This is a genomic window from Stenotrophomonas sp. 93052_Sma (assembly GCF_056481145.1).
In genome coordinates this window covers 4,301,018-4,317,198 of sequence record NZ_CM151134.1, presented here as the reverse complement: position 1 = coordinate 4,317,198, position 16,181 = coordinate 4,301,018, and the positions used below count along the sequence as shown (strand labels likewise).

Here is a 16,181-nt window from a genome sequence, read left to right as displayed (position 1 = left end):
GATGTGCCGCTACGGCGGCGCGTCCACCCCGAAACCAGCGATCGAGCTAACCATGAATATCAATTTCACCCTTCTTGCGCAGGCGCTGGCCTTCGCTGGTCTGATCTGGATCATCGCGACCAAGATCTGGCCGCCGCTGATGAACGCGATCGAAGAGCGCCAGCAGAAGATTGCTGAAGGCCTCGCTGCTGCCGACCGCAGCCAGAAAGATCTGGCCCAGGCGCAGGAGAAGGTCAACGAAGCGCTGAAGGAAGCACGCACCAAGGCCAACGAGATCATCGATCAGGCTCACGCGCGTGCCAACCAGATCGTTGATGCTGCCCGTAACGAAGCGATCACCGAAGCCACCCGTCAGAAGGAACTGGCCCAGGCTGAAATCGACGCCGCCGCCAACCGTGCCCGTGAAGATCTGCGCAAGCAGGTGTCCGCGCTGGCCGTGACCGGTGCCGAAAAGCTGCTCAAGCGCGAAATCGACGCCAACGCCCACAAGGCGCTGCTCGACGAGCTGGCCTCGGAGATCTAAGGATGAGCCAGGCCCTCACGCTTGCCCGCCCGTACGCCCGCGCCGCGTTCGCGACCGCGCGCGACGAAGGCGCGTTCGCGCCGTGGTCGGACGCCCTGGCGTTCTCCGCCCACGTCGCCGCCGACCCGCGCGTGGCGGCCCTGCTCGCCAACCCGGAGCTGGGTCGTGACGACGCCGTCGCCCTGCTGGCGCCGGTGTCCCACGGCGAGACCTACTCGCGCTTCCTGGCCATCCTGGCCGAATCGCATCGTCTGCCGCTGCTGCCGGAGATTTCCGGCATGTTCGACGCCCTGCGCGCCGAAGCCGAGCACGTGGTCAAGGCCACCGTCACCTCGGCCGCCGAACTGTCGGCCGGTGAGCTGGACGCGATCAAGGTCGCGCTGCGCAAGCGCTTCAACCGCGAGGTCGACGTGACCACCGCGGTCGATGCCTCGCTGATCGGCGGCGCCGTGATCGACGCCGGCGACGTGGTCATCGATGGTTCGCTGAAGGGCAAGCTGGCCCGTCTGCAGACCGCGCTCGCTAACTGAATTCATTTAACGTCCGGCCCCGCTGCCGGCACTAGGACTTGACGATGGCAACCACGCTCAACCCCTCCGAAATCAGCGAACTGATCAAGAACCGCATCGAGAAGGTCAAGCTGGCCGCGGAATCGCGCAACGAAGGCACCGTGACCAGCGTGTCCGACGGCATCGTGCGCATCTTCGGTCTGGCCGACGTGATGCAGGGCGAAATGATCGAACTGCCGAACAACACCTTCGCCCTCGCCCTGAACCTGGAGCGCGACTCGGTCGGCGCCGTGGTGCTGGGTGACTACGAGCACCTGCGCGAAGGCGACGTCGCCAAGACCACCGGCCGCATCCTGGAAGTGCCGGTCGGTCCGGAACTGCTGGGCCGCGTCGTGAACGCGCTGGGCGAGCCGATCGACGGCAAGGGCCCGCTGGGCACCGACCTGACCGCTCCGGTGGAGCGTGTTGCGCCGGGCGTGATCTGGCGCAAGTCGGTCGACCAGCCGGTGCAGACCGGCTACAAGTCGGTCGACTCGATGATCCCGATCGGCCGTGGCCAGCGCGAGCTGATCATCGGTGACCGCCAGACCGGCAAGACCGCGATGGCGATCGATGCCGTGATCAACCAGAAGGGCACCGGCATCAAGTGCGTGTACGTTGCGATCGGCCAGAAGGCTTCGACCATCGCCAACATCGTGCGCAAGCTGGAAGAGAACGGCGCGCTGGCCCACACCATCGTGGTGGCCGCGACTGCTTCCGAATCGGCTGCCATGCAGTACATCAGCGCCTACTCGGGCTGCACCATGGGTGAGTACTTCATGGACCGCGGCGAAGACGCGCTGATCGTGTACGACGATCTGTCCAAGCAGGCCGTTGCCTACCGCCAGATCTCGCTGCTGCTGAAGCGCCCGCCGGGCCGTGAAGCCTACCCGGGTGACGTGTTCTACCTGCACTCGCGCCTGCTGGAACGCGCTGCCCGCGTGTCCGAGGAATACGTCGAGAAGTTCACCGAAGGCAAGGTCACCGGCAAGACCGGTTCGCTGACCGCGCTGCCGATCATCGAAACCCAGGCCGGCGACGTGTCCGCCTTCGTTCCGACCAACGTGATCTCGATCACCGACGGCCAGATCTTCCTGGAAACCGACCTGTTCAACGCCGGCATCCGCCCGGCCGTGAACGCCGGTATCTCGGTGTCGCGCGTCGGTGGCTCGGCCCAGACCAAGATCATCAAGAAGCTGTCGGGCGGCATCCGTATCTCGCTGGCCCAGTACCGCGAGCTGGCTGCGTTCGCGCAGTTCGCCTCGGACCTGGACGAAGCCACCCGCAAGCAGCTGGAGCGTGGCCAGCGCGTCACCGAACTGATGAAGCAGAAGCAGTACGCGCCGATGTCGATCGCCAACCAGGCGCTGTCGATCTACGCCGTCAACGAGGGTTACCTCGACGACGTGCCGGTCAACAAGCTGCTGGCGTTCGAAGAAGGCCTGCACGCCCACTTCGCCAACACCCAGGGCGAGCTGGTCAGCAAGGTCAACGCCACCGGCGGTTGGGACAACGACATCGAAGGTGCCTTCAAGAAGGGCATCGCCGAGTTCAAGACCACCGGCAGCTGGTAATCGCGGTCCTGTAGAGCGGAGCCTCTGGCTCCGCTGGACCAGATGACAAACGGTTGAACAACGCGGGGCAGCAGCCCCGCGCCACGGGAAACAAGAGATGGCAAGCGGACGCGAAATCAAAACCAAGATCAAGAGCGTGCAGAACACCCGCAAGGTGACGCGCGCCCTGGAAATGGTCTCGGCCTCCAAGATCCGCAAGGCGCAGGATCGGATGAAGACCTCGCGTCCGTACGCGCAGGCGATGAAGCAGGTGATCGGTCACCTGGCCCAGGCCAGCACCGACTACCAGCATCCGTTCCTGGTCGAGCGTGAGCAGGTCAAGCGGGTCGGCTTCATCGTGATCTCCTCCGATCGCGGCCTGGCCGGCGGCCTGAACAACAACCTGTTCCGCAAGATGCTGGGCGAAGCCAAGGCATGGCAGGACAAGGGTGCGGAAGTGGACCTGGTGACCATCGGCCAGAAGGCTTCGACCTTCTTCCGCCGCGTGAAGGTCAACATGGTCGGCAGCGTGACCCACATCGGCGACGTGCCGAAGCTGGAATCGCTGATCGGTGTGATCAAGGTCATGCTCGACGCCTTCACCGAAGGCAAGATCGACCGCGTGTACCTGGTCTACAACCGCTTCGTGAACACCATGGTGCAGAAGGCCAGCTTCGATCAGCTGCTGCCGCTGCCGCCGGCTGAGAAGCAGGTCGCTCACCACGACTGGGACTACCTGTACGAACCCGATGCCGCGACCGTGCTCGAGCACGTGATGACGCGTTACATCGAGTCGCTGGTGTACCAGGCACTGCTGGAAAACGTCGCCTCCGAGCATGCGGCACGCATGGTTGCGATGAAGGCGGCGAGCGACAACGCCAACAAGCTGATCGGCACCCTGCAGCTCGTCTACAACAAGGCGCGCCAGGCAGCGATCACCCAGGAAATCTCCGAAATCGTCGGCGGCGCGGCAGCAGTCTGACCGCGTTCGTTCAAAGCACACATTAGAGGATGCAGCAATGAGTCAGGGCAAGATCGTTCAGATCATCGGCGCGGTCGTCGACGTCGAATTCCCGCGTGAATCGGTGCCGAAGGTGTACGACGCACTGAAGGTGGAAAACACCGAGATCACCCTCGAAGTCCAGCAGCAGCTGGGCGACGGCGTGGTGCGTACCATCGCCCTCGGTTCCACCGACGGCCTGAAGCGCAACCTGGTTGCCGTCAACACCGGCCGTGGCATCTCGGTGCCGGTCGGCGCTGGCACCCTGGGCCGCATCATGGACGTGCTCGGCCGTCCGATCGACGAAGCCGGCCCGGTGGCCGCCAGCGACAGCTGGGAAATCCACCGTGCGGCCCCGTCGTACGAAGACCAGTCCCCGGCCACCGAACTGCTGGAAACCGGCATCAAGGTCATCGACCTGATGTGCCCGTTCGCCAAGGGCGGCAAGGTCGGCCTGTTCGGCGGCGCCGGCGTCGGCAAGACCGTCAACATGATGGAGCTGATCAACAACATCGCCAAGGCGCACAGCGGTCTGTCCGTGTTCGCCGGCGTGGGTGAGCGTACCCGTGAGGGCAACGACTTCTACCACGAAATGAAGGACTCCAACGTCCTCGACAAGGTGGCGATGGTGTACGGCCAGATGAACGAGCCGCCGGGCAACCGTCTGCGCGTCGCCCTGACCGGCCTGACCATGGCCGAGTACTTCCGCGACGAGAAGGACGAAAACGGCAAGGGCAAGGACGTCCTGCTGTTCGTCGACAACATCTACCGCTACACCCTGGCCGGTACCGAAGTGTCGGCACTGCTGGGCCGCATGCCGTCCGCCGTGGGTTACCAGCCGACCCTGGCCGAGGAAATGGGCGTCCTGCAGGAGCGCATCACCTCGACCAAGAACGGTTCGATCACCTCGATCCAGGCCGTCTACGTTCCCGCGGACGACCTGACCGACCCGTCGCCGGCAACCACCTTCGCCCACCTGGACTCGACCGTGACCCTGTCGCGTTCGATCGCCTCGCTGGGTATCTACCCGGCCGTCGATCCGCTGGACTCCACCAGCCGCCAGATGGACCCGCTGGTCATCGGCCACGAGCACTACGACACCGCCCAGCGCGTCCAGCAGACCCTGCAGAAGTACAAGGAACTGAAGGACATCATCGCGATCCTGGGCATGGACGAACTGTCCGAAGAGGACAAGCAGGCCGTGTCGCGCGCCCGTAAGATCGAGCGCTTCTTCAGCCAGCCGTTCCACGTGGCCGAAGTGTTCACCGGTTCGCCGGGCAAGTACGTGCCGCTGAAGGACACCATCCGTGGCTTCAAGGCCATCGTCGATGGCGAGTACGACCACCTGCCGGAGCAGGCGTTCTACATGGTTGGCGGCATCGAAGAAGCGGTCGAGAAGGCCAAGAAGATGGCCGAGAAGGCCTGATCCGGGGCGGGCGGGAGCGATTCTGCCCGACCTGACGCCGGCGCCGGGCAACCGCCCGCGCCGGTGGACTCCCACGGTGGCATTGCGCCGCCGCGAACAGCGAAGAGATTTGCATGAGCACGATCCGTTGCGACATCGTCAGCGCCGAGCAGGAAATCTTCCGTGGCGAAGCGACCCTGGTCGTGGCCACCGGTGAGCTGGGCGAACTGGGCATCGCGCCCAAGCACGCGCCGCTGATCACCCGCCTGAAGCCGGGCAAGGTGGTGGTGACCACGCCGAATGGCGAGCAGCTGGATTTCGCCATTTCCGGCGGCATCCTGGAAGTGCAGCCGCAGGTGGTGACCGTGCTGGCCGACACCGCGATCCGCGCGCAGGACATCGACGAAGCCTCGGTCCGCAAGGCCAAGGAAGAAGCCGAGCGCATCCTGGCCAACCGCGGCGAGGCGATGGAAGTGGCTGAAGCCCAGCAGAAGCTGGCCGAAGCCGTCGTCCAGCTGCAGGCGCTGGAGCGCCTGCGCAAGAACCTCAAGCACTGAGGTTTCTCGCGCTGCATCCGCGAGAACGCCGGCCCTGTGCCGGCGTTTTTGTTTGTGCGAGGTAGAGTGTCGGCTGGGCAGAGTCGACTATCGCGCGCAGCGCGGGATTTCCGCAGTCTGATGGAAGAGCAGTCGACCAACAGTCGACTCTACTGATCCCGATCCCGATCCCGATCCCGATCCCGATCCCGATCCCGATCCCGATCCCGATCCCGATCCCAGCGCCGTATCAGCGGTAGACCACGCAGCGCATCAGCAGGAAGGAAACGCACGCCAGCCCGCCTTCCACCAGCGGCTTGGCCAGCCAGGTGTACTGCAGGCCCAGCGCGTGGTCGACCAGGCTCACCAGCAACGTGCTTGTCGCGGTCAGCAGCAGCCACAGCCCGAAGAAGCGTGAAAATCGACGCCAGCCAAGGCGCGCATCACCTGCGTTGGCAAAGGTGTAACGGCCGTTGAGCCAGAAGCCCAGCAGCATCCCGGCCAGGCGACCGGCAATGTTGGCAGGCACCACCGGCAGGCCCAGCGCGGTCGCGGTGACGAACACCAGCCAGTCGAGCAGCAGCTGCACGAGCCCGATGATGAGATAGGTGCTTCCCTGGCGGACGAGGCCCATCAGTGCGGTGAAGGAGGTGGGATGCACATGTTAACGGCCCACGCTCTAGAATCATCGGCAACGAACCACGGACTGCCGTTTCCATGACCCAACCCCTGCACGTCATCATCCTCGCCGCTGGCGCGGGCAAGCGAATGAAGTCGGTGCTGCCGAAGGTGCTGCAGCCGATCGCCGGCCAGCCGATGCTGGCGCATGTGATCGATGCGGCCCGCGAACTGCAGCCCTCGGCGATCCACGTGGTCTACGGCCATGGTGGTGAAGCGGTGCGCCAGTACTTCGCCGACCAGCCCGACCTGCAATGGGCTGAACAGGCACGGCAGCTGGGCACCGGCCATGCGGTGGCCCAGGCGATGCCGCAGGTGCCTGACGCCGCGCAGGTGCTGGTGCTGTACGGCGACGTGCCACTGATCCGCGCGCAGACCCTGCGCGACCTGCTGGCGCAGCCGGGTCGCCTGGCGGTGCTGGTCGCCGATGTCGATGACCCGACCGGCTACGGCCGCGTGCTGCGCGATGCCGAAGGCAAGGTGGGCTCCATTGTCGAGCAGAAGGACGCTACCGACGACCAGCTGCGTGTGCGCACGATCAATACCGGCATCATTGCCGCCGAGTCGACCGCGCTGCGGCGCTGGCTGTCGCAGTTGTCCAACAGCAACGCGCAGGGCGAGTACTACCTGACCGACGTGTTCGCCTTTGCCGCGCACGAGTACACCCCGGCCGAAATGGCACTGGTGGCCGATGCGCAGGAAGCCGAAGGGGCAAACGATCCCTGGCAGCTTTCGCAGCTGGAGCGTGCCTGGCAGCGCCGCGCGGTACGGGCCCTGTGCGCGCAGGGCGCGCGTGCGTGACCCGGCACGACTGGATATCCGTGGCACCGTCACCGTGGGCAGCGATGTGCTGATCGATGTCGATGTCGTTCTGGAAGGCCACATCGTGCTCGGCGACGGCGTCACCGTGGGCCCGTTCAACCGGCTGAAGGACGTCAATCTTGGCCCGGGCACCGAAGTGCGCGCGCATTGTGATCTTGAAGGCGTGGTCACCGAAGGTGCTGCGCTGGTAGGACCGTTCGCGCGGCTGCGTCCGGGGACCGTGCTCGCCGACGGCGTGCACGTGGGCAACTTCGTCGAGACCAAGAAGGTCACCCTCGGTGTTGGCAGCAAGGCCAACCATCTGACCTACCTGGGCGATGCGGTGATCGGCAGCAAGGTAAACATCGGTGCCGGCACCATCACCTGCAACTACGACGGCGTGAACAAGTCGACCACCACCATCGGCGACAACGCCTTCATTGGTTCCAATAGTTCGCTGGTAGCGCCGGTGACCATTGGCGACAGTGCGACGATTGCCGCCGGTTCGGTCATCACCCGCGACGCCCCGGATGGCAAGCTGACACTGGCACGTGCACGACAGGAAACCATCGATGGCTGGAAGCGCCCGCTCAAGAAGTCCTGAGCCACGCATCCCGCATGCCGACGAACTCGGCATGCTGCCGGCAATTGAACAACGTGCCGGTGAACTGCTGAAGGGTCACCAGGCCTACCCGGTGTTTGCCGGGCATGGTCTGGACCTGCCGACGCTGCAGGATGGCCTTCAACGTGGCCAGTTGTGGGTGGTGGATGCGGCTGACGGTGGTATCGCGGGTTACCTGCTGGCCGGCGAACTCTGCGGTGAATTCCATGTGCTGCAGATGGACGTGGATCCCGCACACGCGCGGCGTGGCCACGGCCGCGCTTTGCTGCGCCATGCCTTGGCGCAGGCGAGGGTGGGAGGCTATGCGGCCGCGGTGCTGACCACGCTGTCCGATGTGCCGTGGAATGCGGCCTTCTATGCCAGCGAAGGATTCGACGTAGCGCCCGAGGCGCAGTGGAACGATGGCCTGCGCGCGGTGATGGCCGAAGAGGCTGCGCTCGGGTTCCCGATGCACCTGCGGGTGGCGATGCGGCAGGTTTGGTAGGTGCCGACCTTGGTCGGCACATCCGCGCATGACGTGGACCTACCCGCTCAACCCACCGGCAACAGGATCGACACGCACAACCCGCCATCGCCGCGATTCTGCAGTGATACCCGGCCGCCATGCGCTTCCACGATCTCGCGGGTCAAGGCCAAGCCCAGCCCGGTACCATTGCGCTTGGTCGAATAGAACGGCATCAGCGCATTCTGCAGCACCTGCTCGTTCATGCCCTTGCCGCGATCCAGTACGTCCAGGCGCAGCCACTGCGGCAGCCGCGTGAGTTGCACCTGTACGTCGTCGTTGGGCGGTTCTGCTTCGGCGCAGGCTTCGTGCGCGTTCTTCAACAGGTTCAGCAGTGCCTGCCCGAACTGGGCGATGTCGATGCGGCTGCTCAGTTCCTCGTCCGGCTCACGTTCCATGCCGAATGGGATCTGCTGGCGCAGGCTGGACAGGAAGGGGGCCCAGTGCACGGTCTGCAACTGCGGTTGCGGCAGCTTGGCAAAGCGCGCATAGCCGCGGATGAAGCCTTCCAGGTGGCGTGCACGATCCTCGATGGTGGTGAAGATCTCCGGCAGCCGGTCAAAGCGCTCACGCTGCACCAGTACACCGCCGGAGTGGGCCAGCGAGGCAATCGGTGCCAGCGAGTTGTTGAGCTCGTGGCTGATCACCCGGATCACCTTCTTCCAGGTCTGTACTTCCTGGCGGCGCAGCTCGGCGGTCAGCAGGCGCACCAGCAGCAGGTCGTGCGGACGACCATTGAGCTGGAAGGCGCGGCGCGAGAGGTGGTACACCTGCTCGTCGTCCTCATCGCCGTCCTCGCCCTCGGCATGCACCGCGAACAGGCTGTCGCCACCGCGGGCGATGGCATCGCGCAGCTCCACCGGCACCTGTTCCAGCACGTCCTCCAGGCGCTGGCCTTCCAGCTTCCAGCCGCCATGCAGCAGCTTGCGCGCAGCCAGATTGGAGAACACCACGCGGGCGATGCCATCACCGCCCGAGGCGATCAGCAGCATCGCCACCGGCGTGTTCTGCACCATCGTGTCCAGCAGAAGTTCGCGTTGCACCAGGCCCTGCCGCTGTGCACGCAGCACATCGCCCAGTTCGCGGTGTGCCTGCACCAGGTCGCCGAGCTCGTCATTGCCGGGCCAGTGCACGCCGAAGTTGTATTCGCCGTCGCGATAGCTGCTGGTGGTGCCCGCCAGGGCCCGCATCAGTGACCGCACCGGGGCGGTAGCGCGACGCAGGGTCCACCACATCAGCGACAGCAGGATCAACGCCGACACCGTGGTCACCACCCAGCCATGGTCCATCCAGTAGGCCAGCAGCCACGGCAACGCGGCGGCCAGCGCCAGCACCGGCAGCAGGCGCAGGAACAGGCGGAAAGTGAACGAGCGCCGTTTCATTCTCGCGGGATACCGTGGCGGTCCATGCGCCGGTACAGCGCCTGGCGGCTCAGGCCGAGTTCGGCGGCGGCCTGGGCGATGACGCCATGGTTGCGCGCCAGTACCTCTTCGATGCGCGCGCGGTCGGGGTCATTGCCCGCACTGGGGGCCGGGTGCGGTGCTACGGCTGCGCGCGGCAGGTTCAGGTCGGCCACTTCAATGCGGTTGCCGATGGCCAGCAGTTCGGCGCGCTGGATCACGTTGCGCAGTTCGCGCACGTTGCCTGGCCACGGGTGCCGCAGCAGGGCGGCGGTGGCGGCGCTGGACAGGGGTTTGCCAGCGGTCAGGAAGCGCTCGGCCAGCGGCACGATGTCGCCCGGGCGATCGGCCAGCGGCGGCAGCACCAGTTCCACCGTGTTGAGGCGGTAATAGAGGTCTTCGCGGAAGGTGCCGTCGCGGATCATCGCCGGCAGGTCGGCATTGGTCGCGCTGACCACGCGGACCTTGACCTGGCGTTCGCGGTTGGAGCCCAGGCGCTCGAAGCGGCCGGTTTCCAGCACACGCAGCAGCTTCATCTGCCCGCCCAGCGACAGGTTGCCGATCTCATCCAGGAACAGGGTGCCACCATCGGCGGCCTCGAACTTGCCTTCGCGCGCCTTGTTGGCGCCGGTATACGCACCGGCCTCGGCACCGAACAGTTCGGCCTCGATCAGTTCCGAAGGCAGCGCGCCACAGTTGACCGCCACGAATGGACCCTTGGCCACCAGGGAATTGGCCTGGATGATCTGCGCGATCTTCTCCTTGCCGGCACCGTTCGCGCCGGTGATCAGTACCGGCAGTTCCGAGCGTGCGACCTGGCAGGCGAGAGCGATGACGCGCTCGCTGGCGGGGTCGGCGAAGACCGCGCCGCACAGGTCATACTTCTCTTCCAGCGCATTGCGCTGGCGCAGTTCACGGCTGCGGCGCCGGTCCAGTTCGCGGCGCGCCTCGGACAGTTCCAGCAGGTTGTTGACCGTGGTCATCAGCTTGCGGTCGTCCCAGGGCTTGGCCAAGTAGTCGGCCGCACCGGCCTTGACCAGATCCACCGCGCTGCTGAGGTGGGTCCAGGCGGTCAGCAGGATCACCGGCAGATCGGGATGGCGCGCGCGGATCTGCGCGAACAGGGCCTCGCCTTCTTCGCCGGAGGTGGTGTCCTCGCTGAAGTTCATGTCCTGGATCACCAGGTCGACCGGCTGCGACTCCAGCAGGGCCAGCCCTTCGGACGGGCTCTGCGCCTGCAGGGTGTCGATGTCGTGCAGGGAGAACAGCACGTCCAGCGCGGTACCCACGCTGGCGTTGTCGTCGATGATCAGGATCGCAGGCATCAAGCGGTTCTGCAGAAAGGGATGGGCGGCGCCGTTGGAGCCGTTCGTGTCCACGCACCGGGAGAGCCCGGCGCCACCCATCAAGCATAGCCAAACCCGTGGCTGTGCAGGAGCGGCCCTCGCTCAGCGCCGGGGAGGCGCCGGGGGCCGTGGGGGCGCAGGTGGCGGCGGCACCTCCAGCGCCTGGCGCCAGGCTGCGGCGTCGACCACCACCGTCAGTTCGCGCTTGTCGCGGCGCAGCAACAGATAGGCGGTGGCTGCATTGGAATGACGCAGGGCCTCGGCAAGGTGTTCGACCCGGCGCACCGCCGTGTCGTCCACGCGCAGGATGCGATCGCCACTGCGCACGCCGAAGCGCATTTCCGGGCTGGCGGCCTCCACGCGCACCTGGCCCTCCGTTGAGCGCAATGACAACCGCGCGGCATCCTGGCGCCACTCCAGTGTCTGCGCACTGCCACCGCCGGCCAGCGCCGGCAATGGCAGGAGCAGCATCAGGCACATCGCGCGGGCACGCATCTCACGCGCCCCGCGTGGCGACCGCAGGCGGCACCGCTGCCGCACGCCGCGCCGGCCCGAACACGGCGATCTGGCCCAGCACCCACAGCAGCAGTGCACCCAGCGGCAGGTAGTACAGCGGCATGCGCGGCAGCTCGTACAGGTTCATCAGTGCCAGGTTGATGGCGTAGGCCGCCAGCATGCCCAGCACGATGCCCAGCGTGGCCAGCAGGAAGTTCTCGGTCTGGAAGTAGCGCAGGATCTGCCCGCGGGTCGCGCCCAGCGCACGGCGGATGCCGATCTGCTTGCTGCGCTGCTGCACCCAGAAGCTGGCCAGGCCGATGATGCCCAGCGCGGTGACCACCAGCAGCGAGATGCTGACGGTGATCAGCAGGCCGACCATCGCGCGGTCGTTCTTGAAGAAGTCCTTGCGCTGGTCTTCATAGGTCAGCTTGTCGCGCATCAGCCGGTTGGGGTCGTTGCGTTCCAGCGCGGCCAGTGCGGCCTTGAGCACCTCGTCGCGGCGCGCCGGGTCGGTGCGCAGCATGTAGATGCCATCGCCGAAGACGCGGCGCACCGGCATGATCATCGTGTCATCCCAGTTGTTGCCCCAGCCATTGGGTGTGACCAGCGTATCGACGATGCCGATCACGTTCACGGTCTGCTTGCCTATGTAATACGTCTTGCCCAGCGCATTGCCGTCGGGGGCCATCTTGTGCGCCGCCGCCTGGCTGAGGATCACCGGCGTTCCGTTGGCCTTGCTCAGGTTGTCGAAATCGAAGTACTCGCCCGGCTGGAAGTCGCGACCGGCAATCAGGTTCAGGCCCAGGGTGCGTAGCGCGTCTTCAGAGAACGTGTACATGCCGACGCTGGCGGTGGGGAGCTCCTGGTTCATCTCGCGCGAGATGCTGGTGTTGGACGAGCTTTTGCGGAACGGTACTTGATTGATCACGCTGACCGCAGTGACGCCGGGAATGGCGCGCAGCGAGGCCAGGTCTTCGCGGGTGCGGGCCATGGCGTCGGTCTGCTTGCCGATGCCACTGACGCGCAGCATCACCAGTTCGCTCTCGGCGATACCGCTGGGCATGCTGATCTTCTCCACGCGCTGGCTGACCAGGAACAGCGCGTTGCAGACGATGGCGCAGGTCAGTGCGACTTCCAGCACGATCAGGGCAGCGGCAGTCTTGTGCCGGCGCAGCGTGCTGAGGATGGGGCGGATGTCCATGGGAGTCCTCGTTCGGGTGCTTACTGCGACTTGAGCTGGATGGCCGGGGTGACCTGCATGGCGCGCCAGGCGGGCAGAAAACCGGCGGCGACGCTGGCGAGGAGGGTCAGGCCGAGCGCGAGCAGTAGCATGTTGCCGTCCAGATGGGCCAACTGTGCGTAGCTCACCGGTTGCTGGCGCACCGCGAACAGGCCAAGCAGGGCCAGGCCGATACCCAGCACGCCACCGACCACGCCGATCGCACCCGCTTCCACCAGGCACTGCAGGAAGATCTGGCTGCGGCTGGCGCCCAAGGCGCGGCGCACGCCGATTTCACCACTGCGACGCAGGAACTTGGCCAGCAGCAGGCCGACCGTATTGACCAGACAGACGCCGAGGAAGCCCAGCGCCAGCCACAATTGCAGGCGCACGTCGCTGGGCACCGCTCCCTTGAAGTCCAGCCATTCCATCACGGTGCGTAGACGAACATTGACCGGGCGCTCGAAGCGGCCAGCCTGGCGCTGCTGGCTGGAGTAGTTCTCCAGGTAGCGACGGTAGTCGCCGGCCTTGGACGGATCCATTTCCGCCCAGAACTGCAGGTAGGCACACGGTGCGTTGAGTGAGTAGCTGTTGGCACCATCGGGGTTCTCACCGAAGCAGTTCATGAGGCCATTGCTGCCCAACTGCAGTTCGAAGGAGGTGGAGGCCGGTGCCAGTAGATCCTCTTCCTTGCCGAACGCGCCGGTGGTCAGGTCGAAGAAGTGCGGCTCCGGATTCCATTCCTTCATGACGCCGACGATGCGCAGCGCGTTGCCCTCAAGCCGGATTTCGCGGCCTACGCTGTTTGCCCCCTGGAACAGCTTCTCGTTGAGCGTCTTGGAAATGACCGCCACGCGCGCCGCCCGTCATCGTCTTCACGCGTCCACGGGTGGCCGTACTGCATGGGCACGTTGAACATCGGGAAGAAGTCGGCCGAGGTCCAGCGGGTATCGATGGAGAAGGGCTTGAGCGTGCTGTTGTCCGGTTCGATCGTTGCGTCGCCGACGGTCATCATCACCTGGCGCTCGGCCTTGGCTTCGCGCAGCAGTGCTTCGGCGTCGTAGCGCGTCATCTGCTCCTCCGGCTCTTCCTCAAGGCCGAAGCCGTTGCGCGGGCGGGGGTCGATCTGCGCGTAGAACAGGCGCTCACTCTTCTCTGGGATGGGGTTTCCGGAAAGTACATGGAACACCGTCAGCGTGGTCATCGAGGCGCCGATGCCGAGCGCGATAGCGATCACCATCAGCGCGGTCAGTACCTTGTTGCGGCGGAAGCTGCGCACCGCCAATCGGGCGTAGTAGGCGAACATGGTCGGGCCCTCACTCGTTGACGGCGACGATGTGGCGCGGCGGGGTGGCCAGCACCGGCTCGCGCACCAGGTCGGTCACCTGACCATCGACGATGTGCACGTTGCGCTGCGCGCGGCCAGTTCCGGATCGTGGGTGACCATCACGATGGTGGTGCCGGCAGCGTTGATCTCCTCCAGCAGTTCCATCACGCCGCGGGCCATCTGCGTGTCCAGGTTGCCGGTCGGTTCGTCGGCCAGCAGCAGGCGCGGGCTGCCGGCAAGCGCACGCGCGATGGCCGCGCTGCTTGCTGGCCACCCGACAGTTCATTCGGATAATGCTTCATGCGCGAGCCGAGGCCGACCTGGCTCAGCGCCTTCTCGATACGTTCGCGGCGCTCGTTGGCGCTCATCTTCCGATAGCGCAGCGGCACGTCGACGTTGTCGAACAGGTTCAGGTCGGGGATCAGGTTGAAGCCCTGGAAGATGAAGCCGATCTTCTGGTTGCGCAGGCGGCTGCGGGCGTCGTCGCCCAGCGTGCTCACGTCCTGGCCGTCAAGCATGTAGGTGCCGCTGGTGAAGGTTTCCAGCAGGCCGGCGATGTTGAGGAAGGTGGTCTTGCCGGAGCCTGACGGGCCGGTGACGGCGACGAACTCACCTTCCTTGACCTGCAGTTCCAGCGAGCGCAGTGCGTGGGTTTCCACCTGTTCGGTGCGGAAGACCTTGGCGACCGAACGCATTTCGAGCATGTACATGGGGTGTCCTCTCTCCAGGATTCAGGTATCAGGTATCAGTTGACGGAGACGCGTTCGGCGTCCTTGAACAGGTCGCTGCCAGAGACCACGATGCGGTCGCCCGGCTGCACACCCGACTTGATTTCCACTTCGCCCAGGCTGCTGACGCCCAGTTCCACCGGACGCCGCACTGCGGTGCGGCCATCCATCACGTAGGCGATGCCGTTGCCCTGTTCGACGAACGGGCCGCGCTCGACCTTCAGCACGTCCTTGCGGGTGTCGAGCAGCACGCGCACCGACATCCGCTGGCTCTGGCGCAGGCCTTCCGGCTGCGCGCTGGCGAAGCGCACGCGGGCGTTGACCTCCCCGTTGACCACTTCCGGCGACACCGCACTGATCTCGCCCGGGAACGGCTTGCCGTTGCCGCCGGTCAGCTGCGCCGGCATGCCGATCGCCAGGTCGCGGGCGAAGCTCTCCGGTACCTTGATCTCAACCTCGAACTTGGACAGGTCGACCACGCCCAGCACGGGCGCATTGGCGGCCAGGTTGGTGGACTGGACGGCCTGCACCTGGCCGACCTGGCCGTCGAACGGCGCGCAGGGTCAGCGCGTCCACCTGGCGCTGCACCTCGGCCACCACCGCCTTCTGGCGGTCGGCCAGCAGGCGCTTGTTGCGGGCGTCCAGGTCAGCGCCCTGGCTCTGCAGGCGTGCATCGGTGGTGGCATTGGCCAGCGTGATGTCGGCCTTCTTCAGCGAGTCCTTGGCCTTGGCCAGATCGATCTGCGGTACTGCACCGCCGTCGTAACCGCGCTGGTAGCGCTGCAGGTCGCGGTCGGCGGCCTGGCGCTCGATGGTGGCCTGGTCGGTTTCCTTGCGCGACTTGGCGCGGGCCAGGGTGGCGTCCAGCGCGGCGCGGCTGGCCTCGGCTTCCAGGCCGGCCAGGGTGGCCTGCTCCTGGGCCAGCTTGCTGCGCAGTTCCGGGCTGTCGATGACCGCCAGCTCCTGGTCCTTCTTGACCACGTCACCGGCAACGACTTTCAGGTCCACGGTACCGGCCGAGATGGCGTACAGGATCGGGCTGTTGGCGGCGATCACGCGGCCGTCGGCGGCGATGTCGCGGACCAGGTCACCGCGCTTCACTTCGGCGATGCGCACGCGGCTGCTGTCGTAGGAGCGGCTGGCGTTGGACCAGGCGTACACGGCCCAGCCGATGCCGGCCAGCAGCGCGATGGCGCCCAGTGCCGGCCAGCGGTAACGCTGCCAGTTGGCGCGGGTGGTGCCGGCCGGGGCGGAGGAAACGATCTGGTCCTGTGCGGAGGTGTCGCGGATCATCGGGTGCGTGCCTGACGGTGGTAGTGGGTACCAAGCACGTAGCGTGCCAACTTTATTTCCTTGTGGGTCAATGGGTTGGGAGGCGCCCTGAAGTGTCCGGGTGTCCGCGGACACCTTTCCGGACACTTTCATTAAGCGGACAGGAGGGGGAGCGCGGGCCCGCAGGCTAGAATGCGGCGATCGTCTTCAAGGAAACGCGTGA

At 65.8% G+C, this 16,181-nt stretch carries 12 protein-coding genes and 4 pseudogenes; 8 read left to right on the top strand and 8 right to left on the bottom strand.

Translation table 11 applies throughout. The annotated features are described in order from the left end of the window. Positions 1–52: 52 nt before the first annotated feature. The 6 genes from ACZK2V_RS20135 to ACZK2V_RS20110 all read left to right on the top strand — a co-directional run bounded on the left by ACZK2V_RS20135 (position 53) and on the right by ACZK2V_RS20110 (position 5,586). Complete coding sequence (locus ACZK2V_RS20135) at positions 53–523, top strand: F0F1 ATP synthase subunit B (RefSeq protein ID WP_005419512.1); 471 nt, start codon at positions 53–55, stop codon at positions 521–523. Positions 524–525: 2 nt separating this feature from the next. Further along, the gene (locus ACZK2V_RS20130) at positions 526–1,053 is read left to right on the top strand and encodes a F0F1 ATP synthase subunit delta (RefSeq protein ID WP_005411131.1); all 528 of its coding nucleotides are present in this window, start codon (positions 526–528) and stop codon (positions 1,051–1,053) included. Between the two features lie 44 nt (positions 1,054–1,097). Beyond that, positions 1,098–2,645, top strand: a complete 1,548-nt coding sequence (gene atpA, locus ACZK2V_RS20125; RefSeq protein WP_005411130.1) for a F0F1 ATP synthase subunit alpha — start codon at positions 1,098–1,100, stop codon at positions 2,643–2,645. Positions 2,646–2,742: 97 nt separating this feature from the next. Next, positions 2,743–3,606, top strand: a complete 864-nt coding sequence (gene atpG, locus ACZK2V_RS20120; RefSeq protein WP_005411129.1) for a F0F1 ATP synthase subunit gamma — start codon at positions 2,743–2,745, stop codon at positions 3,604–3,606. Between the two features lie 37 nt (positions 3,607–3,643). Continuing rightward, a complete protein-coding gene (gene atpD / locus ACZK2V_RS20115) occupies positions 3,644–5,050 on the top strand; it encodes a F0F1 ATP synthase subunit beta (protein WP_005411128.1) in 1,407 nt (468 codons plus the stop codon). A 113-nt stretch (positions 5,051–5,163) separates the two neighbouring features. Then, positions 5,164–5,586 (top strand): F0F1 ATP synthase subunit epsilon, encoded by a 423-nt coding sequence (locus ACZK2V_RS20110; RefSeq protein ID WP_005419509.1) that lies wholly within the window; start codon positions 5,164–5,166, stop codon positions 5,584–5,586. A gap of 229 nt (positions 5,587–5,815) precedes the next feature. Here ACZK2V_RS20110 and ACZK2V_RS20105 read toward each other — a convergent pair whose 3' ends face one another. Beyond that, positions 5,816–6,199 carry a GtrA family protein gene (locus tag ACZK2V_RS20105; RefSeq protein WP_049460896.1) on the bottom strand — a complete coding sequence of 128 codons (384 nt, stop codon included), beginning with the start codon at positions 6,197–6,199 and terminating at the stop codon, positions 5,816–5,818. A gap of 83 nt (positions 6,200–6,282) precedes the next feature. Here ACZK2V_RS20105 and glmU point away from each other — a divergent pair. Further along, a pseudogene (gene glmU / locus ACZK2V_RS20100) lies at positions 6,283–7,648 on the top strand (bifunctional UDP-N-acetylglucosamine diphosphorylase/glucosamine-1-phosphate N-acetyltransferase GlmU). Further along, positions 7,617–8,150 carry a GNAT family N-acetyltransferase gene (locus ACZK2V_RS20095; protein ID WP_486322724.1) on the top strand — a complete coding sequence of 178 codons (534 nt, stop codon included), beginning with the start codon at positions 7,617–7,619 and terminating at the stop codon, positions 8,148–8,150. The pseudogene glmU and the gene ACZK2V_RS20095 overlap by 32 nt, the downstream one beginning before the upstream one ends. Before the next feature lie 47 nt (positions 8,151–8,197). On the opposite strand, the gene ACZK2V_RS20090 is transcribed toward ACZK2V_RS20095, so the two are convergent. From ACZK2V_RS20090 to ACZK2V_RS20060, 7 genes and pseudogenes are all read right to left on the bottom strand, one after another. Continuing rightward, positions 8,198–9,550 carry a sensor histidine kinase gene (locus ACZK2V_RS20090; protein WP_049399192.1) on the bottom strand — a complete coding sequence of 451 codons (1,353 nt, stop codon included), beginning with the start codon at positions 9,548–9,550 and terminating at the stop codon, positions 8,198–8,200. Next, positions 9,547–10,893: a sigma-54-dependent transcriptional regulator gene (locus ACZK2V_RS20085; protein WP_486322723.1), complete on the bottom strand. Its 1,347-nt coding sequence runs from the start codon at positions 10,891–10,893 to the stop codon at positions 9,547–9,549. Before ACZK2V_RS20085 ends, ACZK2V_RS20090 begins: the two co-directional genes overlap by 4 nt. 123 nt (positions 10,894–11,016) lie before the next feature. After that, a complete protein-coding gene (locus ACZK2V_RS20080) occupies positions 11,017–11,394 on the bottom strand; it encodes a PDZ domain-containing protein (RefSeq protein ID WP_486323347.1) in 378 nt (125 codons plus the stop codon). Positions 11,395–11,410: 16 nt separating this feature from the next. Further along, complete coding sequence (locus ACZK2V_RS20075; protein ID WP_486322722.1) at positions 11,411–12,613, bottom strand: ABC transporter permease; 1,203 nt, start codon at positions 12,611–12,613, stop codon at positions 11,411–11,413. A gap of 20 nt (positions 12,614–12,633) precedes the next feature. After that, a pseudogene (locus ACZK2V_RS20070) lies at positions 12,634–13,937 on the bottom strand (ABC transporter permease). A gap of 10 nt (positions 13,938–13,947) precedes the next feature. Then, a pseudogene (locus ACZK2V_RS20065) lies at positions 13,948–14,668 on the bottom strand (ABC transporter ATP-binding protein). Positions 14,669–14,703: 35 nt separating this feature from the next. Further along, positions 14,704–15,979 (bottom strand): annotated as a pseudogene (locus ACZK2V_RS20060) (efflux RND transporter periplasmic adaptor subunit). Positions 15,980–16,181 lie beyond the last annotated feature (202 nt).

What these genes read in the sequence shown, in the direction of transcription:
- ACZK2V_RS20080 (WP_486323347.1), bottom strand. Translation starts at nt 11,394, where the DNA reads ATGTGCCTGATGCTGCTCCTGCCATTGCCGGCGCTGGCCGGCGGTGGC.
- ACZK2V_RS20095 (WP_486322724.1), top strand. Translation starts at nt 7,617, where the DNA reads ATGGCTGGAAGCGCCCGCTCAAGAAGTCCTGAGCCACGCATCCCGCAT.
- atpD (WP_005411128.1), top strand. Translation starts at nt 3,644, where the DNA reads ATGAGTCAGGGCAAGATCGTTCAGATCATCGGCGCGGTCGTCGACGTC.
- ACZK2V_RS20110 (WP_005419509.1), top strand. Translation starts at nt 5,164, where the DNA reads ATGAGCACGATCCGTTGCGACATCGTCAGCGCCGAGCAGGAAATCTTC.
- ACZK2V_RS20090 (WP_049399192.1), bottom strand. Translation starts at nt 9,550, where the DNA reads ATGAAACGGCGCTCGTTCACTTTCCGCCTGTTCCTGCGCCTGCTGCCG.
- atpG (WP_005411129.1), top strand. Translation starts at nt 2,743, where the DNA reads ATGGCAAGCGGACGCGAAATCAAAACCAAGATCAAGAGCGTGCAGAAC.
- ACZK2V_RS20085 (WP_486322723.1), bottom strand. Translation starts at nt 10,893, where the DNA reads ATGCCTGCGATCCTGATCATCGACGACAACGCCAGCGTGGGTACCGCG.
- ACZK2V_RS20105 (WP_049460896.1), bottom strand. Translation starts at nt 6,199, where the DNA reads ATGGGCCTCGTCCGCCAGGGAAGCACCTATCTCATCATCGGGCTCGTG.
- ACZK2V_RS20130 (WP_005411131.1), top strand. Translation starts at nt 526, where the DNA reads ATGAGCCAGGCCCTCACGCTTGCCCGCCCGTACGCCCGCGCCGCGTTC.
- ACZK2V_RS20135 (WP_005419512.1), top strand. Translation starts at nt 53, where the DNA reads ATGAATATCAATTTCACCCTTCTTGCGCAGGCGCTGGCCTTCGCTGGT.
- atpA (WP_005411130.1), top strand. Translation starts at nt 1,098, where the DNA reads ATGGCAACCACGCTCAACCCCTCCGAAATCAGCGAACTGATCAAGAAC.
- ACZK2V_RS20075 (WP_486322722.1), bottom strand. Translation starts at nt 12,613, where the DNA reads ATGGACATCCGCCCCATCCTCAGCACGCTGCGCCGGCACAAGACTGCC.